The organism is Pediococcus acidilactici DSM 20284, assembly GCF_000146325.1.
Classification (GTDB): domain Bacteria; phylum Bacillota; class Bacilli; order Lactobacillales; family Lactobacillaceae; genus Pediococcus; species Pediococcus acidilactici.
The window spans coordinates 536,671-561,411 of sequence record NZ_GL397067.1; the positions used below are offsets into that span (position 1 = coordinate 536,671).

24 protein-coding genes are annotated in these 24,741 nt (G+C 42.1%); 4 read left to right on the forward strand and 20 right to left on the reverse strand.

From position 1 onward, the window contains the following. Positions 1-29 precede the first annotated feature (29 nt). Positions 30-839, forward strand: coding sequence for a pyruvate, water dikinase regulatory protein (locus HMPREF0623_RS02670; protein WP_002830341.1), 810 nt, complete (start codon positions 30-32; stop codon positions 837-839). Between the two features lie 22 nt (positions 840-861). Beyond that, complete coding sequence (locus HMPREF0623_RS02675; protein WP_004165943.1) at positions 862-1,266, forward strand: hypothetical protein; 405 nt, start codon at positions 862-864, stop codon at positions 1,264-1,266. A 217-nt stretch (positions 1,267-1,483) separates the two neighbouring features. On the opposite strand, the gene HMPREF0623_RS02680 is transcribed toward HMPREF0623_RS02675, so the two are convergent. The 6 genes from HMPREF0623_RS02680 to hisS form a co-directional block, all read right to left on the reverse strand. Next, complete coding sequence (locus HMPREF0623_RS02680) at positions 1,484-2,374, reverse strand: deoxyribonuclease IV (RefSeq protein WP_004165944.1); 891 nt, start codon at positions 2,372-2,374, stop codon at positions 1,484-1,486. 2 nt (positions 2,375-2,376) lie between these two features. Further along, entirely contained in the window at positions 2,377-3,582 is a 1,206-nt protein-coding gene (locus tag HMPREF0623_RS02685) for a CDP-glycerol glycerophosphotransferase family protein (protein WP_002830344.1), read from the reverse strand. Then, positions 3,575-4,732, reverse strand: a complete 1,158-nt coding sequence (locus HMPREF0623_RS02690) for a CDP-glycerol--glycerophosphate glycerophosphotransferase (RefSeq protein WP_004165945.1) — start codon at positions 4,730-4,732, stop codon at positions 3,575-3,577. The genes HMPREF0623_RS02685 and HMPREF0623_RS02690 overlap by 8 nt, the downstream gene beginning before the upstream one ends. Positions 4,733-4,744: 12 nt before the next feature. Next, entirely contained in the window at positions 4,745-5,623 is an 879-nt protein-coding gene (locus HMPREF0623_RS02695; protein ID WP_002830347.1) for a YitT family protein, read from the reverse strand. 281 nt (positions 5,624-5,904) lie between these two features. After that, complete coding sequence (gene aspS / locus HMPREF0623_RS02700; protein WP_002830349.1) at positions 5,905-7,686, reverse strand: aspartate--tRNA ligase; 1,782 nt, start codon at positions 7,684-7,686, stop codon at positions 5,905-5,907. 15 nt (positions 7,687-7,701) lie between these two features. Continuing rightward, positions 7,702-8,976, reverse strand: a complete 1,275-nt coding sequence (hisS, locus tag HMPREF0623_RS02705) for a histidine--tRNA ligase (RefSeq protein ID WP_004165948.1) — start codon at positions 8,974-8,976, stop codon at positions 7,702-7,704. 413 nt (positions 8,977-9,389) lie between these two features. Between hisS and HMPREF0623_RS02710 the strand changes: the two genes are divergently transcribed. Continuing rightward, on the forward strand, positions 9,390-10,259 hold the full coding sequence (locus tag HMPREF0623_RS02710; protein ID WP_002830352.1) for an N-acetylmuramoyl-L-alanine amidase: 870 nt from the start codon (positions 9,390-9,392) through the stop codon (positions 10,257-10,259). Here HMPREF0623_RS02710 and HMPREF0623_RS02715 read toward each other — a convergent pair. The 10 genes from HMPREF0623_RS02715 to HMPREF0623_RS02760 form a co-directional block, all read right to left on the reverse strand. Then, positions 10,244-10,867, reverse strand: a complete 624-nt coding sequence (locus tag HMPREF0623_RS02715; RefSeq protein ID WP_002830353.1) for an HAD-IA family hydrolase — start codon at positions 10,865-10,867, stop codon at positions 10,244-10,246. The genes HMPREF0623_RS02710 and HMPREF0623_RS02715 overlap by 16 nt on opposite strands. A 90-nt stretch (positions 10,868-10,957) precedes the next feature. Beyond that, a complete protein-coding gene (gene dtd, locus HMPREF0623_RS02720) occupies positions 10,958-11,407 on the reverse strand; it encodes a D-aminoacyl-tRNA deacylase (protein WP_002830354.1) in 450 nt (149 codons plus the stop codon). 9 nt (positions 11,408-11,416) lie between these two features. Then, positions 11,417-13,648, reverse strand: a complete 2,232-nt coding sequence (locus tag HMPREF0623_RS02725; protein WP_002830361.1) for a RelA/SpoT family protein — start codon at positions 13,646-13,648, stop codon at positions 11,417-11,419. Between the two features lie 107 nt (positions 13,649-13,755). Then, positions 13,756-14,085 (reverse strand): hypothetical protein, encoded by a 330-nt coding sequence (locus HMPREF0623_RS02730; RefSeq protein WP_002830362.1) that lies wholly within the window; start codon positions 14,083-14,085, stop codon positions 13,756-13,758. A 14-nt stretch (positions 14,086-14,099) separates the two neighbouring features. After that, positions 14,100-14,837, reverse strand: a complete 738-nt coding sequence (locus HMPREF0623_RS02735; RefSeq protein WP_002831910.1) for a 16S rRNA (uracil(1498)-N(3))-methyltransferase — start codon at positions 14,835-14,837, stop codon at positions 14,100-14,102. A gap of 9 nt (positions 14,838-14,846) precedes the next feature. Beyond that, positions 14,847-15,794: a 50S ribosomal protein L11 methyltransferase gene (gene prmA, locus HMPREF0623_RS02740; protein ID WP_004165951.1), complete on the reverse strand. Its 948-nt coding sequence runs from the start codon at positions 15,792-15,794 to the stop codon at positions 14,847-14,849. A gap of 325 nt (positions 15,795-16,119) precedes the next feature. Then, on the reverse strand, positions 16,120-17,418 hold the full coding sequence (locus HMPREF0623_RS02745) for a uracil-xanthine permease family protein (RefSeq protein WP_002831914.1): 1,299 nt from the start codon (positions 17,416-17,418) through the stop codon (positions 16,120-16,122). A 223-nt stretch (positions 17,419-17,641) separates the two neighbouring features. Beyond that, a complete protein-coding gene (locus HMPREF0623_RS02750; protein WP_171030834.1) occupies positions 17,642-17,941 on the reverse strand; it encodes a hypothetical protein in 300 nt (99 codons plus the stop codon). A 284-nt stretch (positions 17,942-18,225) separates the two neighbouring features. After that, positions 18,226-18,690, reverse strand: a complete 465-nt coding sequence (locus tag HMPREF0623_RS02755) for a DUF6773 family protein (RefSeq protein ID WP_002831917.1) — start codon at positions 18,688-18,690, stop codon at positions 18,226-18,228. Next, positions 18,687-18,887: a helix-turn-helix transcriptional regulator gene (locus tag HMPREF0623_RS02760; RefSeq protein WP_002830367.1), complete on the reverse strand. Its 201-nt coding sequence runs from the start codon at positions 18,885-18,887 to the stop codon at positions 18,687-18,689. The genes HMPREF0623_RS02755 and HMPREF0623_RS02760 overlap by 4 nt, the downstream gene beginning before the upstream one ends. Before the next feature lie 536 nt (positions 18,888-19,423). Between HMPREF0623_RS02760 and HMPREF0623_RS02765 the strand changes: the two genes are divergently transcribed. After that, positions 19,424-20,608: an aminotransferase class I/II-fold pyridoxal phosphate-dependent enzyme gene (locus HMPREF0623_RS02765; protein ID WP_002831920.1), complete on the forward strand. Its 1,185-nt coding sequence runs from the start codon at positions 19,424-19,426 to the stop codon at positions 20,606-20,608. A 230-nt stretch (positions 20,609-20,838) separates the two neighbouring features. On the opposite strand, the gene rfbB is transcribed toward HMPREF0623_RS02765, so the two are convergent. The 4 genes from rfbB to HMPREF0623_RS02785 form a co-directional block, all read right to left on the reverse strand. Beyond that, entirely contained in the window at positions 20,839-21,834 is a 996-nt protein-coding gene (gene rfbB / locus HMPREF0623_RS02770; RefSeq protein WP_004165952.1) for a dTDP-glucose 4,6-dehydratase, read from the reverse strand. A gap of 22 nt (positions 21,835-21,856) precedes the next feature. Then, positions 21,857-23,440 carry a cation:proton antiporter gene (locus HMPREF0623_RS02775; RefSeq protein WP_002830371.1) on the reverse strand — a complete coding sequence of 528 codons (1,584 nt, stop codon included), beginning with the start codon at positions 23,438-23,440 and terminating at the stop codon, positions 21,857-21,859. Positions 23,441-23,614: 174 nt separating this feature from the next. Further along, the gene (locus HMPREF0623_RS02780; RefSeq protein WP_004165953.1) at positions 23,615-24,073 is read right to left on the reverse strand and encodes a flavodoxin; all 459 of its coding nucleotides are present in this window, start codon (positions 24,071-24,073) and stop codon (positions 23,615-23,617) included. Positions 24,074-24,174: 101 nt separating this feature from the next. After that, entirely contained in the window at positions 24,175-24,624 is a 450-nt protein-coding gene (locus tag HMPREF0623_RS02785; protein ID WP_004165955.1) for a GNAT family N-acetyltransferase, read from the reverse strand. Positions 24,625-24,741: the final 117 nt, after the last annotated feature.

Sequence of the window (24,741 nt, forward strand, 5' to 3'; positions counted from 1 at the left end):
TATAAAAGGATAACAGGAGCGAATTAATTATGACAGAAAACAAACAAATTACTAACGTTTTTATCATTTCCGATTCCGTCGGAGATACTGGTGATCAAGTAGCCCGCGCCGCCGCTGCCCAATTTTTAGATGCCCACTTGCGTTTTTCACGCTACCCCTTCACCCAGACCATTTCTTTACTAGATAGCATTTTAAAAAAAGCTGAACGGGAAAAGGCAATGATTTTTTCTACATTTGTTGATCCAAAGCTTAACCAACGCACTAAAACTTTTTGCCAAGAAAAAAATTTAAAATATTTTGACGTTCTGACCCCCGCCATCCAGCTTTTTGCCGAGGAGACCGGCCTAACTTCTTCCAATACTCCAGGAAGACGTCACTCCCTTAATGAAAACTATTTCGATAAGATCTCAGCAATGGAATTTGCGGTAACCTACGATGATGGTAAAGATCCCGCTGGTTTCTTAAAAGCTGACATCGTTCTACTAGGGGTTTCACGGACTTCCAAGACGCCGTTATCACTCTACCTTGCTAATAAGGGGTATAAAGTAGCTAATCTGCCATTGGTGCCTAAAACCCAAATTCCTGAAGAAATTTGGCAGGTTGACCGCGATAAAATTTTTGGTTTAACCACCACCAAGGAAGTTCTCAACGGGATCCGCCGGCAACGCATGATTTCATACGGTTTGAACCCCGATTCTTCATACGCAGATATGGACAGCATTAATAAAGAACTCCAATTTGCGGACGACCTATTTAAAAAAATCGGCTGCTTAGTAATTAATACGGCTAATAAATCAATCGAAGAAACCGCGACAATTATTATGGAAAGCCTCGCGTAACCTCATTTAAGAAGGGATTAATATGAAAAAAACATTAGTGTTCTTAGGATTTGCGGTAGTGTTAATTGGAAGCATTACTTTAGGATGGCACCTCACGCATCGTCCTAGCTCTGCCACTAAGCAAGACTATGCCCAAGTTTATAACGCACACCAAAGTAAAATCGCCACCATCACTAATCATCAAAAAATTAGTTACTTATCTAACCTCCTTGGCGATTTGGGGTCAGCACGGAGAGTTCACCCAAAAAAGCCTCAGAACGGCCAGTTGCTCCGTCATTTTAAAATCGTTCAAATTAATCCGTCGGCCAAAATTGACGCTTTTATCTACCGGAACCACACCATTACGGTTAAAAATCTTCCCGTGGTTCATTCTGGAGCCTGGCACTTAAGTAGCCAGCAGTATCAAAAATTAGCGCATTTACGTTAATTTTCACAATCAGCAAAAAGAGGCAAAAAATCATTTTGGTGCATCGTTTTTAATGAAGCCAAAACTCAATTTATTCTGCTTAATTAAAAATCGCTTATTATGCCTAAGTTTGGCATAATGAGCGATTTTTAGTTAACGTTCACCAACTATTCGACTTTTCTCTGACGCGTGTTTTACAATGCACCGTTCTAGTCTACGCTTAACACCTAAACAATCACTATTCTTGCAGGACCTTCGTTAATAAATCCGGATCAAAGTCCCCTGATTTAAGCATTTGAATTTCAAGGCGGTAAGGAGCATGCTTCTTGCCATCCGCATCCTTAACCTGCGGAGTTTCCAAAATCTTGGGTATCTTCGCCAAGCGTTCATCATGAGCAATGCGATATAAAGCTTCAAAACCAATTGTCCCAAATCCAAGGTTGGCGTGCCGGTCCTTATGGCTCCCTAATCCATTTTTCGAGTCGTTTAGGTGAATTACCCCGATCCGGTCTAAACCGATCACCTGATCGAATTCAGCCAGCACATCGTCGAAATGATTCTTCACGTCGTAGCCCGCATCGTTAGTGTGACAAGTGTCAAAACAAACTGAAAGTTTATCGTTATGGGTTACCCCGTCAATGATTTGACGAATTTGTTCAAAGTTCGTGGCTACTTCAGTACCTTTTCCAGCCATCGTTTCAAGCGCAATTTGAACTTGCTGTTCCGGCGTGATGATCTGATTGAGCCCTTCAATAATTGAAGAAATTGCCGCGTCTGCTCCCGCACCTACGTGGGCGCCTGGATGGAGTACCAATTGACTAGCTCCCAACGCGTCTGCTCGTTGCACTTCTTCTCGTAAAAAGTTAACCGCAAATTTAAAATTCGCGGGTTTTAACGTATTTCCCAGGTTAACGATATATGGCGCGTGAATAACCGTTGCCTGAAAGTTATGTTGTTTAAAAAGTGCTTGGCCTTCCTCAATTTTTAATTCTGTAATTGGCTTACGCCGGGTATTCTGAGGAGCCCCGGTATAAATCATAAAGGCGTTGGCGCCGTTAGCAATGCTGGTTTCCACGGAACCCAGAAACATTTTTTTACCACTCATGCTGACGTGTGATCCAATAATCAAGATTAATCCCTCCCGTAGTGAATTTTTTTAATAATTTGTTGAGCAGCGTCCCCCTGCTCCCATTGCACAAAGCGTTTAGCAAATTGGTTAAACCGCGACTGATCTAAAATAGCAAAATCATTCTGCGCTAACTGATGAACTTCCCGGAGCAGATCTGTCGCAGTAGTGGCAATGGGGCCCGGTAGTTCGTGATAGTAGTCAAAGTAAAAGCCACGCAGATCATCCCGGTAGTAATCAAGGTCGTAGGCAAAAAACAACATTGGTCGACGTAAATTGGCGAAATCAAACATAACTGAAGAATAGTCGGTAATTAATAAGTCGGTAACCAAATAAATTTCGTTCATGTCGTTAGTGGAATCCACCACCACCCGGTCTTCGTAGCCCGAAATATCAATCCGATCCGTGACTAAGTAGTGCGGACGAATCAATAGCACCACGTCGTCAGGCAAAACGCGCAGCATCTCACCTAAATCAAAATGCCAACGAAAATGATAATGCCCCACCTTAATAAAATCATCTTCCCGCCAAGTTGGCGCATAGGTAACCACCCGGCAGTCCGGCTTGCCAATAATTTTTTGCTTTAATTTGGCAATTGCAGCAACGTTATTCTTTTGAAAAAGAACGTCGTTACGCGGATAACCAGTTTTTAAAAACTGGTGATGAAAACTAAATGCGCGTTCAAAAATATCTGCTGAATATTGGTTGGCTGCGACTAAATAGTTCCAACGATCCGCCTCCTTAACAAATTCTGCTAGGTAACGTTCCCGACTATTTCCGGGAAACTTAACCTGATCCATATCTAAAGCAAGGTGCTTTAATGGGGTTCCATGCCAAGTCTGCACGTAGGTGGTCCGACGGTTCTTTTTCCACCAGGTTGGCATCCGCGAATTAAAAATCCAATATTCAGCGGTTGCAGAAGTCCAAATCCAAGTTAACGACCAGCGTTTAACGATTTTAGCTTCCGGAAATCGAGTAGTCATTGCTTGGTAAAATTCACCCTTAACGCCCCAAACTAACTGGGAACGATTTTCCGGAAACTCCTTAAGTAATTCATCATAAATGGCCTTAGGATTATCCGTCAGCCCCTTACCATTAAAACTTTCAAATAAAACGCGGCCCTTATGAACCGGCAACTGGATCAACGCATCATTAACCAGTATTAAACCGTATCGAATTATAATTTTAAGTACTTGTTTGAGCTTACGCATTCGTCAAAATCCCTTCAATCTGCTGAATTAGTCGGGTTCCCGCATGGCCATCATTTAGCTCGTTCCACTGTTGATTTATTTTTTGCAAACTATTCTTGCTAGAATGGCGGCTTTGCAAAGCAACGTTGAGCTCGGCTACGTTCTCAACTAGCTCGTCGAAAAACATCTGTTTGAAGCTGGCTTGAATGCCAACTGTTTGTTCAAATTGTGCAAGATCGTATGTAAAGAAAATCACCGCATTGGCGTTATTTAACAAGCTAAAGTCAAATGCGATCGAAGAATAGTCGGTAATCAGCGTATCCGCTACACACAATAACTCTTGGGTGGTAACGTGATGGTCAACTAGCACCACCCGATCTGGAGAATTCGCCACCAGCTGCTGTTCCAGTTCGCTTAAGTGCGGATGCAGCCGCACCACTAAAACGGCATCTTCGGGAACTTGCAAATGGGACCAATCCTTGGGGAGCTCAAACGTAACGTCTTTGCGGTACGTTGGCGCATATAAAAGCACCCGTTGTTTTTTAAACTGCGGATAATCCCGAAAAACTTTGGCCCGGGCCTTTTGTACCCAGGCTTCATTAAAATATTGGTCGGAACGCGGGTATCCAATTTGAGCAAGTTTAGCTGAGCTAACTTTCCAGCTTTGTTCAAAGACTTCTGCCATTTTAGCTGACCCCACCACAATTTCGTCAAAGCTATTATAAACCTGTTGAAATCGTTGCTGGTCGGCTACTGACCGATGATAGGTGCTGGGGTCTTCCCAGCCAAAAGCCTTAATTGCCCCATTAGCGTGCCAGATTTGGATAAAAAATTGTTCCTTCAATTTAGCAATCGCACTTAATTCAGGATAGTAATTATCAAATAGGGCAACCCGGGCAGCCCGGATTCCCCTAACAAAACTGGTTATTTGAAATTTGCGGAACTCAAGCGTGTGGCGCACCACTCCCGCGCTTTTTAAGCGTTGGACCTCCGCTTTTACAGCCGGTTCATAAACCAGCAGCACCGCGTCAGTACCAAAATGGCTGGTTAATTGTTTAATAAACTTGGCGTTCCCCGTAAAACTCATAAAATACGCAATTTTAAAGTGCGTGGGACGTCGTCGCAAAAACCAATCAACTAGCCGAACTAGCAGCAAATATAACTTCTTCAAGAAAATAACCCCTTATAAGGTCGGCTCGTAAAAGTGACCTAGAATTTTAATTGTGTCCGTAATACTTACAAAAGCGTGCGGATCGGAAACTTCCATCGCTGCTTCTAATTCCGGCATCTCATACCGCGAAACAATCGTGAAAAGAACCGTTTTTTCTTTGTGGTTATACGCACCTTCTGCACCATGGATAATGGTAATCCCCCGCCGCATATTATTTTGGATACTATCAATCACGCTCTTAGGCCGATCTGTAATAATCATCACCTGCATTTTTTGTTGCCGCGTGTAGGTCATGTCCATCACTTTTGCGTTAACGATCAACCCAATTGCTGAGTAAAATGCGTAGGGCCAACCGTATAGGAAACCAGCGGCCGTAACAATCAAAATGTTAAAGGCGATGTTGATGCTTCCAATGCTGTGCCCCGTTTTACGAAGAATCGTGATCCCTAAAATATCTAATCCACCAGTTGAAATCCCGCTTTTAAGGGCTAATCCGGTTCCGTAACCGTTAACTGCCCCACCAAAGAGGGCACAGATAATCGGATCGGTAGTTAACGTGACCGGGTGAATCCACTTAATCATGATACTGGCTAATCCAACCGAGATAATGGTAAAAATAGTAAACCGCGGACTAATTGCCTTCCAAGCTAATACAAATAACGGGACGTTTAACGCAAAAAGTAAGATAGCGACCGAAACGTCCATCGAAAAAAATCGTTTTAAGACCGTAGCAGCCACCTGTGCCGCTCCCGTAACTCCAGAAGCATAGATGTGTCCCGGTGTCCAAAATAAATTCATCGCAATCGAAACTAACACTGCGTATATAAACGCCGTAGAAATTCGTGCAACGTACTGATGTCGTTTAACAATTTTATTTATCTGATGACCCATTTCCCTATATCAATCACTTTCATATTTTATTTAAATTCAACATTTAATATAACATTTTACCGCAGTCAAAATGAAGGTTTTCAAGCGGTTATTGGAGATTTTTAAAATAACTTCCCCTTTATCATTAAATACCGACTCATTAATGATTTTATTAGTCCGATTTAAAAATAAAAAAGGCGGAAAAACCTTTGCAATTATGAAAACATCCTAGCAACTAAGTAAATTGTCTAACCTAGTTAGATATTTTCATTCCAACAAAAGTCTTCCCGACCTTTTTAAAGTTATTTTTCAGGTTTACGAATATCAACGTCCAAAGATAGTTCAGCCAACTGTTCTTCCGATACCGGAGTTGGGGCTTCGGTCATTGGCTCTGAAGCCTTGGAGTTCTTTGGAAAGGCGATCACGTCACGAATGTTATCCCGTTTAGCTAGCAAGCGAGCAAACCGGTCTAATCCAATAGCGAGTCCGCCGTGTGGTGGGAAACCGTAGTCTAGCGCCGTTAGCAAATAGCCGAACTGGTCGTTAGCTTTTTCTAGCGTAAATCCAAGGGCCTTCAACATTTTTTCTTGAACTTCCCGGGTGTTAATCCGGATGGAGCCGCCCCCTAGTTCCAAACCATTTAAGATGATGTCGTAGCTTTGTGCATGTGCTTTATGCGGATCTTCGCCCTCATCTAGGTAATGTAAATCTTCTTCATTAGGCATGGTGAACGGGTGGTGCGCCGCAACCCAACGTTCGTCACCTTCATCATATTCAAACAGTGGCCAATCTACAACCCACAGGAAGGCGAATTGGTCTTCATCGATGAGGTCGAAGCGTTTAGCAAGTTCTACCCGCAAATAACCCAAAGTATCCGCGACAACTTTCTTGCGGTCCGCCGCAAACAACAATAAGTCGCCCACTTTAGCGTCTGTCTTAGCCATGATTTGTTTTTCGGTAGCTTCATCAAAGAACTTCGCTACTGGTCCGCTAAAGCCTTGGTCAGTAATCTTCAACCAAGCCAAGCCTTTGGCCCCGAAGCGTTCTACATACTTAGCAAGCTTGTCGATTTCCTTTCGGGAAAGTTTAGCAGCCCCATCAGGAACGGCGATTGCCTTTACCACTCCGCCGTTTGCAACTGCTCCGCTAAACACTTTAAATTCAGAATCAGCAACAATTTCACTGATGTCCTTTAATTCCATTCCAAACCGTACGTCGGGTTGGTCAGTACCGAAGCGATCCATCGATTCTTGCCATGAAATTCGATCAAATGGCAATTTAACGTCAATATCCAAGGTGTCTTTCATTACCCGGGCAATTAATCCTTCGGTAATGTCTTGAATTTCTTCCGCGGTCAAGAAACTAGTTTCTAAGTCGATTTGAGTAAATTCAGGTTGACGATCCCCACGTAAATCTTCATCACGGAAACAACGTGCCAACTGGTAGTAACGGTCAATTCCTGCTCCCATCAATAATTGTTTGAAAAGTTGTGGTGACTGTGGCAATGCATAAAAGTGTCCTGGGTAAACCCGTGATGGCACTAGATAATCACGGGCCCCTTCTGGAGTCGACTTAGTTAAGTCAGGCGTTTCAATATCTAGGAAACCTTGTTCATCTAGGTAGCTGTGTACCGCTTGAGTGATCCGATTCCGAATTTTGAGGCCCTTCAACATTTCTGGACGGCGTAAATCTAGATAACGGTACTTCATCTTCAATTCGTCAGATGCGTTCACCCCGTCTTCAATATCAAACGGTGGAGTTTTAGCTTTGTTCAAGATTTTGGCTTCGTGAACTTCAACTTCAATTTCCCCCGTCTTCATCTTCGGGTTAACGTCCTTGGGCTTGCGTTGTTTAACCACCCCGGTAACTTCAATTACGTATTCACTACGCAATTGGTCAGCAACGGCCAATGCATCCGCTGAAAATTCGTTACTAAAAACTAATTGAACAATTCCTTCCCGATCTCGCAAATCAATAAAGATTAATTGTCCTAAGTTACGTCTCTTTTGTACCCATCCCTTCAGGGTAACGGTTTGATCAAGGTATTGTTGATCAACTAGTCCCGCATACGTTGTTCTCTTCATCTTTTTCTCCTCACGTTACTTTAAATCATTTTTTATATCTTTTAGTTCATCCAGTGATAAGGTCTTTTCCGTCCCCGTAGCCATTTCTTTTAACTTGAAGACGTGCGCTTGCATTTCAGCTTCGCCCACCGTAATTACGTAACGGGCATTAAGTTTATCGGCTGATTTAAATTGCGCCTTTGGTTTTCGTTCCAAGTAATCTTGTTCGGTAACAAAGTTCATTTTACGTAATTCATGAACGATCTTAAGGGTCTCAGTTTGTACAGCTTCCCCAATGCCAACCACGTAGAAATCTAGCCGGCTAGCTTGTAAGGCTGCTTGAGTTTGTTCGTTTAATAGTAACAAGAGCCGCTCTACACCTAAGCCAAAGCCAACTCCAGAAACTTCGGGGCCGCCTAATTCCTGTACTAATCCGTTGTAACGACCACCCGCGCAGATGGTAACGTCGCCTTTTCCAAGGGCAGAATCAGCAACCATAATTTCAAAGATGGTGTGGTTATAGTAATCCAAGCCACGCACCATTGACGAATCCACTACGTAAGGAATTTCCAAAGCATCAAGTTGTTCCTTCACTTGGGCAAAGTGCTTTTGAGCATCTTCGGTTAGGTAATCTAAAATACTTGGCGCATCCTTAACGATTTCCTGATCGGTGGCATCCTTACTATCTAAAACCCGTAGCGGATTCTTATGTAGCCGTTCTTTTGAATCATCGCTAAGTTCATCGTAGTACGGTTCCAAATAATCAATTAAGGCTTGCCGATATTGCTGCCGACTTGCTTGGTCACCAAGGGTGTTAATTACCAATTTCAGTCCTGCAACCTTTAATTGGCTAAGGAAGTCCATTGCCATGGTAATGGTGTCTACGTCAATTTTAGGACTGTCACTTCCAAAGGCTTCGACCCCGATTTGGTGGAATTCACGTAACCGTCCGGATTGGGGACGTTCATAACGGAACATTGGCCCCATGTAGTAAACCTTCACTGGTTTTTGGTGTTCAGGACCATACAACTTGTTTTCCACGAAAGCCCGGACTACCCCAGCGGTACCTTCGGGACGCAAAGCAATGTGCCGGCCGCCCTTGTCATCAAAGTCATACATTTCTTTAGTGACAATATCCGAAGTATCTCCCGCACTCCGCGAAAAGACTTCGAATTTTTCAAACATCGGTGTCCGTATTTCTTCATAATTATAAAGCGCAAAAGTTTCCCGCGCTTTTTGTTCTACAAATTGCCATTCTTTAGAGTATGGCGGCAAAATATCCGCCGTTCCCTTAGGCTTTTGATACTTCATATAAATCACCTCAACTAGTTTTTAAGTCAGTAAATAAGGAATTTGGGCGAATTTAAAATACTATTATGAAAAATGCTTAGAGTCTTAAGGGACCAACAGAAAATAAAAAACGCCCTTGTATAAACAAGGGCGTTTAAACGCGGTACCACCTTAGATTGTACTCTATAGCATCATAACGGCTGCTAACCCATCTCCAAGGTGTCTTCAATACGATCCATGTACTCTTTTCCATCCCCCGAGCTCTCTACAACATGTAATCAATATTTAATAGTCCTTTTCACCGATTTATATTAACTTTATTATTAAAAGTACTAAAAAAATGCTAGTTAGTCAAGCTAGATTCTTTCATAAACCTCCGTCATATCTTTGATATAATGGACAGAGTGAATCAATAAATGTTAAGTGAGCGGAATATGAACAAAGAGATTATTTTTAACTTCATTAAAAGAAATACCTTGCAAATCATTATATCGGCTGGCTTCCTCATTGCCGCAATTTTAGTGATTGTCCCCCTATTCAGCGCCGAGAGCGTGTACGTAGGACTCGATCAAGTGGCCATTCGGAACTCGCCTAATCGCACGGCTAAAAAAGTCGGTTCCTTAGATCAATACCAAAAGGTGACCGTAGTTTCCAAAAGCAACGACTGGTACCGGATTCGTTTTGATGATACGAAAACCGGTTGGATCCCTTCCTGGATTACTAACCGAACCTTTAAAAAGGGGCAAAAAGAAACTCCGTTAGCCGAATCCAAAATTGTCCTGGACCCTGGACATGGCGGAGTTGACTCGGGAGCGTTAGCCATTAATCAAAAGCATCAAGAAAAAAAATATACGTTGCGGACCTCGCAAACCATCCAACAAACCTTAAAAAATGCTGGAGCAAAGGTTATTATGACTCGCGATGACGATGCCTTCGTGGAACTAGCTAAACGTCCCCAAATTGCCAACCAAGTTAAGGCGGATGCATTTATTAGCATTCATTACGATTCGGCTGACGTAAACAATTCGGGAACTGGTGACACAACCTATTATTATCATGATAATGGTTCAATTCAATTAGCCGAAGCGGTTAACCACCAGTTGATTAAATCAGTTCCTTTATACAATCGCGGAGTTAAATTTGCTAATTACCAAGTATTGCGGGATAACCGCCGTCCAGCCATTTTGATTGAGGGGGGCTACATCAACACTAGGGACGACTTTAAACTGATTTCAAGTGCCAGCTACCCTCAAAAGGTTGCTACTGCCGTCCGCAAAGGGCTAGAAAACTACTTAGCTAAGTAGTCCCTAATGGCAGCAAAATTAGTGGTCGTAAATTCTGGGGCACTAGTTACATCAATCAGTTGGTCTGGATCAAATAAAATTCCTTTAATAGCAGCGTGATGTGCGGCATCGATATCTAAATTTCGATCGCCAATCATGTACGCTGCTTTTTGATTAACGTGATGTTTGGTGATTAAATAATTTAAAGAGGCCGGATTGGGCTTCCGCGGAAAATCTTGATCTCCCGTCACAAAGTCGGTAAAGTAATCCCGCAACCCGTATTTTTGTAGTAAATCAATTGCAGCTTGGTTACGGTGGGTCAATAAGAAATTGTGTCCGCCTTGGGCAGTGATCTGAGCCAACAATTCTTTGACGTCGAAAAATGGCTGGGCTTCAATTAATCGTGGTGTTTCGATTTCACGAAACACCCGTTTAAATTGGTTAGCGTCAAGACCGTTAGCTTTGGCCGTCGTTTTAATCGCAAATCCTAAAGAATGTTGTCGCATTTGTTCGTAGACTAGTTGAGGATTTACCGTTACTCCTGCTTGCTGAGCAGCATCCACAAACGCGGCCACCATTACCGGATAGGTATTAAATAAGGTCCCGTCAAAATCGTAAAAAATATCCATTTTATTACTCCTTTATTACACTTAAAAAGAGGTTGCAAAAATCGGGTTTACTTGTCAGTGCACCCCATTTTCACAGCCTCTTTTACTTTATTATTCTTTATTTTGCGTATCTAAAAGAATGGTCACCGGACCATCATTAACCAACTCAACTTGCATATCCGCGCCAAATTCTCCAGTTTGTACCGGAATTCCAGTTTGGGCGAGGCGTTGGTTAAATTCATCATAAAGCTGACTAGCGGTTTCAGGATTTCCAGACTTGGTAAAACTAGGACGGTTACCCTTCTTCGTCGATGCAAATAAGGTGAACTGGGAAACTGACAGAATGGCTCCCCCAACTTCGTTGATCGACCAGTCCATCTTTCCTTCCTCATTTTCAAAAATCCGCAAGTTAGTAATTTTACGCACGGCATAATCAAGGTCAGCGGCGGTGTCCTGATCGTTAAAAGCCACCAACAGCATTAAACCTCGATTAATTTTTCCTACCGAGCGCTCGGCAATCGTTACCTGAGCCCGGCTCACTCTTTGAACTACTACTCTCATTTTTCACTCCTAATGGGTCGGGCGTTTAACTACGTAAACGTCCTTAACGTTTTTCAAACTTTCCATCACCCGTTCTAGATGGGCCAGATTATGCACTCCCATCGATAGGCTAATTACCACGATTCGGTTATGGTTAATCTTTCCGTTAATTGACGATAGATTACGCGTCGCGTTGTTGACCGATTTCAGTACGTCATTTAATAAACCGTTCCGGTTGTATCCTTGTACTTCCAAATCAGCGGAATAGTTTCCCGAAGTATCGTCGGGATCTTCCCAACTAACTTCGATAATTCGTTCACCCTGTTCTTCGGCACTCTTAACGTTCGGACAATCTTTTCGGTGAACCGAAACGCCCCGCCCTTTAGTAATGTACCCAACAATTGGGTCACCAGGAACTGGCGTACAACAATGACTCAAGCGCACCAGTAGATTATCCGCGCCCTCAATAACTACCCCTTCCGAAGATGCCTTGGTTTTACTCTTCGGACGATGGTCGTCAGTGGAAATTGCCTGATGATTTTCAAGCATTTGCCGTTGAATTTCTTTTTGGTGGTCAGCTTCAGCCTGTTCACGAATGTCTTTAGTTAGTCGGTTAGCAATCCCCACGGGGGCCAAATCACCGAACCCGACGGCAGCCAACAAGTCATCCACTTGGTTGAAATTCAATTGTTTAGCAACCTGAGCGAGATTTTCATCTTCCAAAAGTTCGCTAGGATCGTAACCAGTTTGTTCTAACTGCTTAGTTAAAATTTCACGACCCTTTTCAACATTTTCTTCATGATTAGCCTGGCGGAAGAATTGTTTGATTTTGTTACGACTCCGCCGGGTTGAAACCATTGTCAACCAGTCCCGACTTGGACCTGCTGAATTTTTTGAAGTTAAAATTTCAACGATGTCCCCGTTTTTAATCGTGTAGTCTAGCGGAACAATTTTACCATTAACTTTCGCACCGGTGGCATGATTACCGACTTCGGTATGGATGGTGTAGGCTAAATCAAGCGGACCCGCTCCCTTAGGCAGTTCAAAAACGTCGCCTTTGGGAGTAAATACGTAAACGCGGTCACCAAATAAGTCACCCTTAACACCTTCCATGAAGTCCGCTGCGTCATTGCTTTCGTCCTGTAATTCAACAATTTCCTTAAACCAATTTAACTTAGCGTCGGTAGCATTTTGGTTGACTTCGTCCGTGATGCCTTCCTTATACGCCCAGTGTGCAGCAACACCGTATTCGGCCACCCGATGCATGGCTTCCGTCCGGATTTGGAACTCCAGCGGGCGCCCTTCAGGTCCTACCACGGTCGTATGCAACGATTGGTACATGTTGGCCTTAGGCATGGCAATGTAATCTTTAAAACGCCCTGGAATTGGTTTCCATTTAGCATGGATTGCGCCTAAAACTGCATAACAGTCCCGCACCGTATCCGTGATTACCCGCACCGCCAACAGATCATAAATCTGGCTAAACTGTTTATGTTGGTCAACCATTTTCCGATAAATTGAATAGATGTGTTTCGGCCGACCATAGATATCCACGTGTTTCAAGTGGAGGTCAGCAATCGCGTCTTCTAACTCACCAATTGCCGAATTAATATATTCTTCTCGTTGAGCCCGCCGCGAATTCATTAAGTGGACAATCCGATAATATTGCTGGGGATTCAAATAACGTAAGGCAATGTCTTCTAGCTCCCATTTGATGGTGCTAATTCCTAACCGTTCGGCTAGTGGCGCGTATATTTCCAACGTTTCGTTTGAAATCCGCCGTTGCTTATCCGGACGCAAATGGCGCAACGTCCGCATATTATGCAAGCGATCAGCCAATTTAACAATGATTACCCGAATATCTTGTGACATCGCTAAAAGAAGCTTCCGGTGATTTTCAGCAAGCTGTTCTTGGTTGGACTTATACTTAATCTTGCTGATTTTAGAAACGCCGTCAACAATGACCGCCACGTCGTGACCAAATAGTTCCTCAACGTCACCCAGTGTAATCAACGTATCTTCTACTGTATCGTGTAAAAAACCAGACGCAACCGTCTCCGGATCCATCTTTAAATTGGCTAAAATTCCGGCAACTTGAATCGGGTGCATAATATACGGTTCTCCCGATTGCCGATACTGCTCCTTATGAACATAGGAAGCAAAGTCACAGGCCTTTTGCACAAACGCCGTGTGCTCTTCATTCATATATTCTCGGCACATGTTCATTACGTCATTGGCCGATAATACTGGTTCTTTGGACATTAACATCACCACCAACCTCAAAATACAATAAAAGCACGGTATCGAGTGACAACGTGCTTCGGTCTTATTGAATAAAGTATACGTTTATTATAAACAAATTGCAATGTTTAGCTATTCGATAAGTTATAGGATAATATTTCAATACAGAAATATACGATAGCAAAGTAATTTGCGTAATGCGGCAAGATTATTATTGCCCCGATTAAGTATAATACCGGAAATAAAAATAAAAACATAAAGTGCAAACCATTCGACTTAATCAGGTTACCAAACGTGTAGCTTGCTAAAGAGTTAAACACGATTAACAGCCACAAAACAATCATTACCGATGGAGTATGACATAATTTCAGCACAATTGGCAAAACAATTCCAATTAAAAACGCAAATAAAACGTAACGCCAGTGGGCTGAAATCTCCAAATTAGCGATTTTCTTCATAATTCTTCCCCTCACTATTGCAGTTCAAATTGATATGAAATTGCCGATAACACATACATTGGTGCGCTCTCGGCCCGTAAAATCCGGGGTCCGAGGCCGGCAAGTGTAAAATTGGCGTCGTTAAACGACTTGATTTCTTCAGGAGCCAGTCCGCCTTCTGGGCCAAATACTGCTAGGAGCGCATCCCCGCTAGCCGTATTTGATAAAACCCGCTTAAAATTAGCAAACTCCCCTTCTTTCGCAGATTCCTCATAAGCCACCATCCGATGCTGCACTGGTGAGTTAACCAAGTCCGCAAAGGAAATAATTTCCACCGTTGGAATCATTTGCCGGTGGGACTGTTCGGCAGCAGCCTTAGCAATTTCCTCAAAGCGTTGCAATTTGCGGTCAATTTTCTTTTCATTCCAGCGGGCAACTGAATAACGTGCTGTGAAAAATTGAAAATGACTTGCACCCATTTCCGTGCCCCGCTTAATAATTTGCTCGTTTTTATCCCCTTTAGAAATACCACAGGCAATTGTAACTTCTACCGGCAATTCCACAGATTTAGTGATCTCTTGTACCGCCTTTAAGCTCGCAGGCGCTGCATTATCAAGCAACTGACTTAGCCAAACCCTTTGATCACTACCCACTACTTCGATTTTTTCACCAATCTGTGCTCGCATTACCTTCAATAAATGGTGCGAATCCGCCTTAGAAAGTGTGAATTCATCTTGGAGTGCTAATGCTTCGTTAATAAAATACCTTTGCATAACAGCCTCCTACTCTTCAAGTTGGTGTGACGCAATTACTCCGCGCCATTCCCCGTAAGTTAGAACTTGGTTAACCTTAAAGTCATTTGCCGCCAACGTCTTTTGAATCAATGGAAGCTTGTCATCAATAATTCCCGACATAACTAACCAGCCATTTTTATTCAACAGCGACTTGGCTTGAGGAATCATTGGCACTAGTACGTCAGACAAAATATTTGCTACGATGAGGTCTACGGGTTGCTTAATTCCCTCGAGGAGGTCGTTAGGCCGCGCCGCAATTGACTTAGCGATTGGATTCAAGTCAAAATTTTCTTGAGCAGCGGCAATTGCATCATCATCGACATCAAAAGCTTCCACTTTAGCTGCGCCCAATAATTTAGCCGCAATGCTCAACACGCCGGAACCAGTTCCCACATCGTAAACAGTTTCGTTTCCACGCATGATCATTTCCATTGCTTGTAAACATAGCCGGGTCGTCGGATGGGTTCCCGTTCCAAAAGCCCGTCCCGGATCCAAACTAATCACCTTTTCATCCGGTTGACTTGCTTGGTAATCACTCCAACTCGGTTTAACCGTTAGGTAACGGGTAATCCGCACCGGATGGTAATATTTTTTCCAAGCGGTAGCCCAATCATCGTCTTGAACCTCCACGGTGGTTACGCTAGCCGGGCCAACGTCCAACCCAAAGCTGGGTAATTCGTTAAGCTTTGCTTTTAACTGGCCAACCAACTTGCTAACGTCCGTAGATTCCGGATAGTACGCCGAAACAATTGCCCCTTCCGTAATGTGGGGAATGTCTTTTAATTCATATAGTTCACTCGGATAAGAAGCCTGGTAGTTCTTAAAATCTAAGGCATCTTCAATTTTTACTCCTACAGCATCAAGCCCGTCAAAAATACTGCTTACTGCTTCAACGGCCTCGTTAGTAGTTTTTACGTTTACCTCGGTCCATTTCAAACCTGATCAGCTCCTATGTTATCTCATGTTAGATACTATAATACCGCATTTGACTAAAATTTTCGAAACGTAAAGCTAATTTTACCCATCAAAAAGTCTGCAGTTATAAAAGAGGAATTTAAACTAAACCCGGGGAGCTGGTGACACCACTATCAAGATGGCGGTCAAACAAAATTTGAGTCCTACCGTCGTTTTCAAGTTAGCTCCGAACAAACTGTCTGCTAGCAAATCTTTCTTATAGACGGTAAATAAAAATGCCTTCCAAGAACTTCAATTCTTGAAAAGCATTCCTTCTGACTAACCACTTAATTATTCAAGCTGATATTTATCTTTCACTTAACGCCTTTTGGGGAAGTACTAAATTTAAAATTATTCCGAGAACCGTTGCTACTGCTAATCCCGAAAAACTTAGATCCCCTAAGTTCAAGCTGGCATTACCAATCCCGATTACTAAAATCGAAGCCGCAATCATTAAATTGCGTTTCTGATTAAAATCAACGTGTTCATCAATCAAAATCCGTAATCCATTAGCCGCAATCGTTCCAAATAATAGGAAACTAATTCCGCCAATGACTGGACTCGGAATACTTTCAATCAAAGTGCTCAACTTGCCAATAAAGCTGAAAATAATCGCACTGACTGCCGCGCCCATTAACACGTAAACGCTATGTACTTTGGTAACGGCTAACACCCCGATGTTTTCTCCGTAGCTGGTTACTGGAGGGCCGCCAATGAATCCTGCCACGATGGAGGCAACCCCGTCCCCTGACAGAGTCCGGTGCAGTCCAGGTTCCTTGAAGAAGTTTCGGTGTGTCAAGGTATTTAAAACCATGATGTGCCCCGTGTGTTCGGTCATCGTAACGAAGGCTAGTGGCATCATACTCAGAATTGCTCCCCAGCTCAAGTGTAGATGATAGCTTACAAAAGGAATTTCAAAACTTGGAGCGATTAGCCAATGTGCGTGCGTCACTCCCGATAAATCAACCACCCCGAGAAACAACGCTACGATGTATCCGGTAATCAAACCTAGCAAAATGGGAATCAAACTAACGAATCCCTTTAAGTACATATTGAAAACGATCGTAATTAATAGGGTAATTAACGCAATTGCAAAATACTTAAGGTCATAAACACTTTGACTACCCACCGTACGCATGGTGGCATCTTTTGCGGCCGTTCCCGCCAAAGATAATCCAATTACCATGATGATTGGTCCCACCACTACCGGAGGTAAAATTCGGTCCAACCAGTCCGAACCTAGCTGGCTGATGATCAAGGCCACGATCAGATACACCACTCCGACAGAAATTGTTCCTTGGGCAATCCCCTCATATCCCGTAGTTTTCATGAGCGCCATCATCGGTACAATGAAGGTGAAACTTGAACCCATGTAAGCAGGAATCTTAGCCTTGGTAATCAGAATATACAGTAATGTACCTACTCCAGAACTAAAAAGTGCGATTCCAGGATTTAAGCCTACCAAAATCGGTACTAGAACTGTAGAACCAAACATTGCAAACATATGTTGAATCGATAGTCCGACTAAATGCGGAAACGTAGGGCATTCATTAATATCCAAAATTGCTTCCGGATTGCGGTACTGTCCTTGTTTTTGCTTTGACATAACTTGCACTACTCCCTTTCTTAATGCAAAAAGCCTCTTGGATCCAGCTGTGATCCAAGAGGCTTTTTGATGGTTTTCCCCGAATTAGTCGGAGTATTCAACGAGCAATTAGCCTTTTGGCCTCACGGGACCAAATTAAGGTTTCTTTAAGGGATAATCATACGCACATTCGATAACCCCGTCAATAGTTTATTTAAAAAATTCTCGTTTTACTGTAATTCGATTAGCGTTTGATATCCTTGACCCCGTCTTGCTCCGTCAAATGTTTCTTCAAATAAGCAAGCAGTTCATTTTCCCGGTGAAAAATTCGTGGACTTTGTTGTCCATGTAACCGCAAATCAATTTCATTAATTTTAATCCGCCCTGTCCAAGTATGGGTATACTTAATAATTACCCGATTATTAAGTTCTTCCTTACCAAATTTAAAAACGTACACGCTTTCAGGTGTCATCATTGGGCGAATATATTTCTTGCTATATTGTAACTGGTTACTCCGTAAAAATTGTTTGATTTTCTTTAAAATTGTTGACCACCTCACCCTTTTTTTATTTTCTAGTTTCCGCTGATTATGATTACTAATTCTATCCTATTCCAGTCTAAAAGTAAAATACGCCATTTCTAATAAATTTATTGATTTAATCCCGCTAAATATAGTTTTTTAACTCTATTTATTTACTAATTTTTCTAAAACAGTTCGGCTGCTTGACATTTTCCTTCACGAGCAAATTAATAACACTATATTAGTCATCATAAATAAACACTTGGGGTTACCATAACTATCATCAAAGCAGCTTGATATCTAAAAACTTATTCATCTTTATCAAAACGTCGTTCAATACGTCGTTGATTCCATAAATCAAGTTTCTTTAGTAGCTCCATTACCCAAAGTCCCAAAATTAAACTGCTAATAAAAAGGATTCCGGTCGCCGCAATAAAGTAACCAATTCGACTTCCCTGGTAGAAATGCTGGTAGCGGTGGTAGTTCTGATAGGCATTTAAACCAGTCAATCCCAGCGTAAACAATAGTAGGAAAATTTTTTCATAACGCCCATCAAAAATTCTAATGCCGTTAAACAGCATCCGGACTACTACGTAACCACCTGCTAGTACTAATCCAAAGGCCTCTACCACGTAAGCCGACCAAGGCATCTTAAAAATTGTCATTTGTAAGGCAATTGCAATCGCCAATAGCGTCAGTAAGATTGTTAAAGCTTCGTAAGCAATTTGGTTACGGATTCGTTTAACTCGTTCATCAACAACGTTTTTTCTCATGATGGGTCCTCCCAAAATAAATCATCCAATGTCTTGTCTAAAGCTTGACAAATTGCTACACATAATTTGAGCGTCGGGTTATAGTTACCTGCTTCAATCAAGCCAATGGTTTGTCGAGTTACCCCAATCAAGTTGGCCAGTTCGGCTTGGCTAAGGTCTTTTTCTAAACGAGCAATTTTTAAACGCTGATTTTTCATAACCCACCACCTTTTGTAATATATATATTGCTTAATGCAAATTATACATTACTTAGAAACCGTTTTCAATGGCCAATAATAAAAAAACCACTATCGGTTGGATAGCGGCCGGTTGGACATCCGTAAATGTCCAGTTATTGGATGGGATATCAGAGTTAATATATGGAGGCTTAAGCCTTCCAAGTTGCTAGTATAGCCCCAAAATGGCAGAAAAACTAGGGATTTTCAATAATTTGTTTCAAAAATGTCACATTAACCGTTTTCAACTTTCCCACATTCTGGTAACTTAATTTTATTGATTACCTATTCGGCTAATTCCATTTAGTGTTATCATAAATCATTAGAGGGAGATTGAGAAACCATGAGCTAAGTCCAGCCCTTTAATTTTGAGCTTTGGTATGGCCATTCGTTTTTCATCTCTAACTACCAAAGGGGGGCGTCCTATTCAAGATTAACGTTGATCTGAGGATTGGACAATAAGTCAGCGACAATCCGGCTAGTAAAAATTAACCATTTTAATACGAGGAGGACTGCACATGAGTGATAAAGTTAACGCACTATTAGAACGCATCAAACCATCTGTAAAGAATACTCAAATGGCGCAAGTTTTTAAATACAATGAAGAAATTTCTAAAATTCCAGGAGTAATTAAGCTAACCCTTGGAGAACCCGACTTCAATACCCCCGAACACGTCAAAGAGGCTGGCGTTCAAGCCATTCGGGATAACAAGAGCCATTACACCGCCACCGCTGGGGACCCCAAAGTTCGTCAAGCGGCAGCCCAATACTTAAAACAAAAATACGGTCAAGATTACGACCCAGAAAATGAACTCGTTATTACGGCTGGGGTTACCGGTGGAATGTACGCCACCCTAACGTCCATCGTTAGCGAAGGTGACGAAGTTTTAATACCAACGCCAATTTTTCCATTGTACTTCCCAATCGTTAAAACTAACCAGGGAACAATCGTCTACATGAATACGGCTGAAAATAATTTCCTACTTAGCCCTGAACAATTGGAAAGTACTCTACAAGCGCATCCGCGTGCTAAGGCAATTATTCTCAACTTCCCTTCTAATCCAACGGGGATGACTTACACTAAAGAACAATTGGCCGCTTTAGCAGATATTCTGCGAAAGTATGATATTTTCGTAATTAGTGATGAAATCTATAGCGACTTGATTTTTGATCAAAAACACTACTCGATTTCTCATCTATTACCAGATCAAACGATTGTGCTCAACGGCCTTTCTAAGTCACATGCAATGACTGGCTGGCGAGTAGGCATCATTGCCGGACCAGCTCCATTAGTTGAGCAAATTGAAAAAATTCACGAGCTGTCGGTTACCAGCATTACGACGGTTGCCCAATACGCGGCCTTGGAGGCTTTCCAAAACGGGCTCAACGATAGCGAACCGATGCGCGTAGAATACAAAAAACGGCGCGATTATTTGCATGATGCCCTCGTTAAGTTGGGGATTGAATGCAGCAAGCCGCAAGGTACCTTCTACCTAATGGCTAAAATTCCGGGTGACTTAGAACAAGATGACTTCAAATTCAGTATGCAACTTGCTAAGGAAGCTAAAGTCGCCGTTATCCCGGGTTCTAGCTTTGGTCCTGGTGGTGAAGGCTACGTTCGCTTTAGCTATGCAGCAAGTATGGACGATCTAACTAACGCAATTGCGCGGATTGAAAAATTCCTTAAAGCTAAACGAGCATAGTTAAAAACCAGGACTGAGAAAACACAAAAAAATCCTTTTCAGAGATAAAATTTTGGGGGAAATCATTTTGGTGCGTTGCTCGAATAGAAGCAAACGTACGCCAAAAGTTAGTATGTTTCCGCTCAGCCAAAAGGCGACCGTTATGCCAAATCCAGGCATAATGGTCGCCTTTTTAGTTAATGCTCAAACCATCCAATTTTGGGACCGTTCCCCTGCCTTTAATTATGGTTTTAAAGCTTACCTTTTTGATATTGCTGTAAATAAAAATCAACCGTCGCTCGTAATCCTGCGGGAAACTCCGTTTGTGGCTGCCATCCTAATTGTTGTTCGAGTAGGCTGGCGTCAATTGCGTACCGAAAATCATGCCCGGGACGATCCTTAACGTGCTGTACTAGCTGCGTATACTGTTCGACTGGTTTGCCCGTCATTTCAGCTAAAATAGCTAACAATTCTCCCACTAGTTGTTGGTTGCTCAACGGATGATCAGCACCTACGTTAAAATGTGCACCCGGTTTTGCTTGAAAAACCACCTGCCAAATTGCTTCACAGTGATCACTGACGTAGAGCCAATCGCGCACGTTCTCCCCGGTTCCATATAAGGGGATTGGTTCCCCACGGAGTGCGTTAAAAATAACCTTTGGAATCAATTTTTCCGGATGTTGGTAAGGTCCAAAATTATTACTAGCGTTCGTAATTGAAATAGGCATCCCAAAAGTTCTCCCGTAGGACTGAACTAACAGATCCGCACTTGCCTTAGAAGCCGAATACGGACTACTTGGTTGATAAGGGCTCGCTTCAGTAAAGCTCCCCGTGGCCCCTAAGAAACCATAAACTTCGTCCGTACTTACTTGGTGAAACCGTTTGTGGGTGTAATCCTCTGCCCACAATTCTTTAAACTCTTCAATGAGGTTAAACGTACCATTAACGTTGGTGGTGATAAACTTTGCTGGATCGGCAATACTTTGGTCCACGTGCGACTCGGCGGCAAAATTAATTACCACTTCTGGACGAAAATCCTGGAAGATTTGGCGAACTTGCGACCGGTCGGCAATGTCGCCCCGGCAAAAGTGGTAATTGCTTTCTTGAGAAACGGTAAGGTTATCTAGATTAGCCGCGTAAGTTAGCTTATCTAAATTCAAAAATTCAAATTTGGGGCGGCGGGGCACCCACATATTCATGAAATTGGCGCCAATAAAGCCTGCGCCCCCGGTAACTAAAATTCTCATTTTTTGCTTCCAGCCTCCAAGTTTAAACCATTTGATTTTGTGGATCTAACACCAAGGATTCCGACAATAAAATTTCGCTATAAATTTCATAGACAACGTCACTATTAACTACGTGTCGCTTAGCTAAATCATATAGGTAAGCACGTTCCGCATCAAATGCATACATCAACGCTCGACGACGTGCAACACTTTGCAGGTTAGTTAAAACTCTTTTTTCAGTGTTGATTTCACGCCATTTTTTAAAAAAGTCTCCCAAAGTATTAGCTTGAATTTGGTCTCGTATATCATACATTGCATTATCTCTGACCGCTTCTTCTAAATCTATCGACTTCAGTTTTTTAATTCCGGCCTTAACCATTCCTTCTCGTAGAAATGCCAATTGCTGTTGCCGAATTTGTTCATCAAAATCTTGGGGCAATAATATTTTGAAGATGACGGTGGGCACCGCCATACTAAGAATAATCGCAACCGTTTCTACCATTACCACAAAATTAAAGGTAGCCGGTGTTAACATCTCACTAATTGAAAAAGTCATGGCTAACGTAACCGTTCCATGAACTCCGCCTAAGGCAAACAGTAATGCTGTCTGGCGCTGTTGATCGCCAACAAATAGCCTTCCATAACAGTATCGACAAACTAACAGGATTACGTATACTAAAATACCAACCATCAACCATTCAAACGACTTAGTCATCATCGAATAGTTATCTTGTAATATACGAACTAGAACAATCCCCAAAACGACGAAAACAAAACTATTTAAAATACGATTTGCAAAAGTTACTATCTGTAATCCAAAATGCACTTGCCGTGGATCCGAAAAGCGGCTACGATTGACTTCGCCATTATGAATCAAACCGGAAACAATTACTGCAATCACTCCTGACATTCCTAGTCGCTCTGCAAAAAAATAAATTGCAAAAGGAGAAAGCAAATAAATTAGAGTCTGCGAAGAACGAACGTTATTACTTGAACGCATGAAGTATTCACGAATCGTCATCAGTATTATGGCAGTAATTGATCCAACCAGTACGCCGCCAATCATCATTTTAAAAAAATCTAATAAGTTTTGACCAATTACCAATTGTCCCTTTTGTAACCAAAGCATTGCTGCCTGCAGTAAAACAATACCGGTGGCATCATTAAATAATGATTCCGTTTTTAAGGTATCGCGGATGACGCGACGGATTTTACGCCCTTCGATTACCGAATCAAACGCGGTAGCATCAGTTGGTGTAATAATTGCTGCAATTGCTAAGGCTAACGGCGCTGCAATAGACAAAGTCACGTGCAATAACCACGTTAAAATTATCATAGTAACCGTTGCTAATAAAACGGCCGTTCCCAAAATACTACCTAACTTCTTTTTAATTCTCAATAATGGCGTTAACTGCCCTTCAAAAAATAACAACGGCGCTAAGATCAAAACCATGAATATTTCACCATTAAATGGTGCAATTAATTGGTTAGTTACTGGTAAGATACCGGTCAAAATCCCAGCTAACAAATTAACATAGTTGCCCGATACCTTAGGAATATATCGGGCAAGCACATTACTCACTCCCACTACTACTAAAATCATAAAGGTTGAAATCAAAATATTCATGACTAACTCCCCTAGCTTCTATTTAAAATTGATTAACCGAGGGAATAGTATACCATATGATATAAAGTATAATCCATGTACAACGCGTATTTTATTGCATACTATTTTAAGTCCTTAATTACATAAATAAGGGAGCTTTCGCATTTTTCTGAAAGCTCCCTTTTTATAATCCGGTTATTTCACTAGTTCATCAACCCATGCAGCTAAGTCTTTTTCGCCACCATGTCCAGCTTTCACTTGCAAATCTCCAGCCCATTCTTTGAAGGTCTTTTCAAAAATCCCCGGATCACCGCCGAACGTGTAGAATGGCGCTACCACTCCTTGATAGCCTTGTAAATCCGTTAGGAAGGAATGAATGGGGGTTGCTGGGGCTCCATTCCAAACTGGACTACCTACCAAGATTAAATCATACAAACTCACATTTGGAATCGCTTTCGAAAGTGGCGGAAAATTTCCGGTTTCCGTTTGCTTAGTTGCCTGCTCTGAAACTTCCGTCATTTCCTCACTAAAGATCCCAGGAGCCACTTCAATGGTGAACCGATCCGCATCTGGAAGCAATTCGTACAGTGCTTTCGCTACTTTGGCAGTCGTGCCTGTCCGTGAATACGTTGCAATCAAAACTTTCTTAGCCATTTAAAAACCATCCTTTCTTTGTTTAGCATTTCACATCTATACTATAACGCTTTTTAGGTACTTTGCGGCGTACTTTTGTAAAACACTTTACAAACTTTTGATCATTCCAAAACCATGTCTAGGTGCGGGATGTTATCTTCTAAATAGACATCTGAAACGGGTTTAAAGCCAAATTGCGCATAAAAATTTTGTAAGTAGCTTTGCGCAGCAATTTTAATCGGTCGAATGCCTGCCACTCGTTTAATTTCATCCAAGGTTGCTTGAACCAAACGTTGTGCTAAATGCTGCCCCCGAAACTCTTTAACCACAAGTACTCGGCCAAAACTAATATAATTTGGATCGTCATGCGGAACAATTCGAGCATATGCCACCAGCCGACCGTTTCTTTTGATCATTACATGGCGCGCGTTCTGGTCTTTCTCGTCAACTTCTTGATACGGGCAATTTTGTTCCACGACAAAAACTTTAACTCGTTCTTGAAAAACTTCCCATAATTCGGTGGAGGTCATTTCCGCCGTTGTTTTGATTGATAACGTTAAATCGTCTGCCATTGAGTTCCCCTCTTCCGCATATTTTTATTATTCAAGTCCAGTATACTCTTTCTACATCGACTGCCAGAATTTTAACAAATTTTGTAGGATCTTTTAGCAAACGAAACCTTTCGGTAT

Excerpts from the sequence above, each read along its gene's own strand:
- HMPREF0623_RS02745 (WP_002831914.1), bottom strand. The coding sequence starts at position 17,418 with ATGTCAAAGCAAAAACAAGGACAGTACCGCAATCCGGAAGCAATTTTG.
- HMPREF0623_RS02710 (WP_002830352.1), top strand. The coding sequence starts at position 9,390 with ATGAACAAAGAGATTATTTTTAACTTCATTAAAAGAAATACCTTGCAA.
- HMPREF0623_RS02695 (WP_002830347.1), bottom strand. The coding sequence starts at position 5,623 with ATGGGTCATCAGATAAATAAAATTGTTAAACGACATCAGTACGTTGCA.
- hisS (WP_004165948.1), bottom strand. The coding sequence starts at position 8,976 with ATGAAGTATCAAAAGCCTAAGGGAACGGCGGATATTTTGCCGCCATAC.
- HMPREF0623_RS02785 (WP_004165955.1), bottom strand. The coding sequence starts at position 24,624 with ATGGCAGACGATTTAACGTTATCAATCAAAACAACGGCGGAAATGACC.
- dtd (WP_002830354.1), bottom strand. The coding sequence starts at position 11,407 with ATGAGAGTAGTAGTTCAAAGAGTGAGCCGGGCTCAGGTAACGATTGCC.
- HMPREF0623_RS02675 (WP_004165943.1), top strand. The coding sequence starts at position 862 with ATGAAAAAAACATTAGTGTTCTTAGGATTTGCGGTAGTGTTAATTGGA.
- HMPREF0623_RS02725 (WP_002830361.1), bottom strand. The coding sequence starts at position 13,648 with ATGTCCAAAGAACCAGTATTATCGGCCAATGACGTAATGAACATGTGC.
- HMPREF0623_RS02715 (WP_002830353.1), bottom strand. The coding sequence starts at position 10,867 with ATGGATATTTTTTACGATTTTGACGGGACCTTATTTAATACCTATCCG.
- aspS (WP_002830349.1), bottom strand. The coding sequence starts at position 7,686 with ATGAAGAGAACAACGTATGCGGGACTAGTTGATCAACAATACCTTGAT.
- HMPREF0623_RS02760 (WP_002830367.1), bottom strand. The coding sequence starts at position 18,887 with ATGAAAAATCAGCGTTTAAAAATTGCTCGTTTAGAAAAAGACCTTAGC.
- HMPREF0623_RS02780 (WP_004165953.1), bottom strand. The coding sequence starts at position 24,073 with ATGGCTAAGAAAGTTTTGATTGCAACGTATTCACGGACAGGCACGACT.
- HMPREF0623_RS02755 (WP_002831917.1), bottom strand. The coding sequence starts at position 18,690 with ATGAGAAAAAACGTTGTTGATGAACGAGTTAAACGAATCCGTAACCAA.
- HMPREF0623_RS02670 (WP_002830341.1), top strand. The coding sequence starts at position 30 with ATGACAGAAAACAAACAAATTACTAACGTTTTTATCATTTCCGATTCC.
- HMPREF0623_RS02775 (WP_002830371.1), bottom strand. The coding sequence starts at position 23,440 with ATGAATATTTTGATTTCAACCTTTATGATTTTAGTAGTAGTGGGAGTG.
- HMPREF0623_RS02685 (WP_002830344.1), bottom strand. The coding sequence starts at position 3,582 with ATGCGTAAGCTCAAACAAGTACTTAAAATTATAATTCGATACGGTTTA.
- rfbB (WP_004165952.1), bottom strand. The coding sequence starts at position 21,834 with ATGAGAATTTTAGTTACCGGGGGCGCAGGCTTTATTGGCGCCAATTTC.
- HMPREF0623_RS02730 (WP_002830362.1), bottom strand. The coding sequence starts at position 14,085 with ATGAAGAAAATCGCTAATTTGGAGATTTCAGCCCACTGGCGTTACGTT.
- HMPREF0623_RS02765 (WP_002831920.1), top strand. The coding sequence starts at position 19,424 with ATGAGTGATAAAGTTAACGCACTATTAGAACGCATCAAACCATCTGTA.
- HMPREF0623_RS02735 (WP_002831910.1), bottom strand. The coding sequence starts at position 14,837 with ATGCAAAGGTATTTTATTAACGAAGCATTAGCACTCCAAGATGAATTC.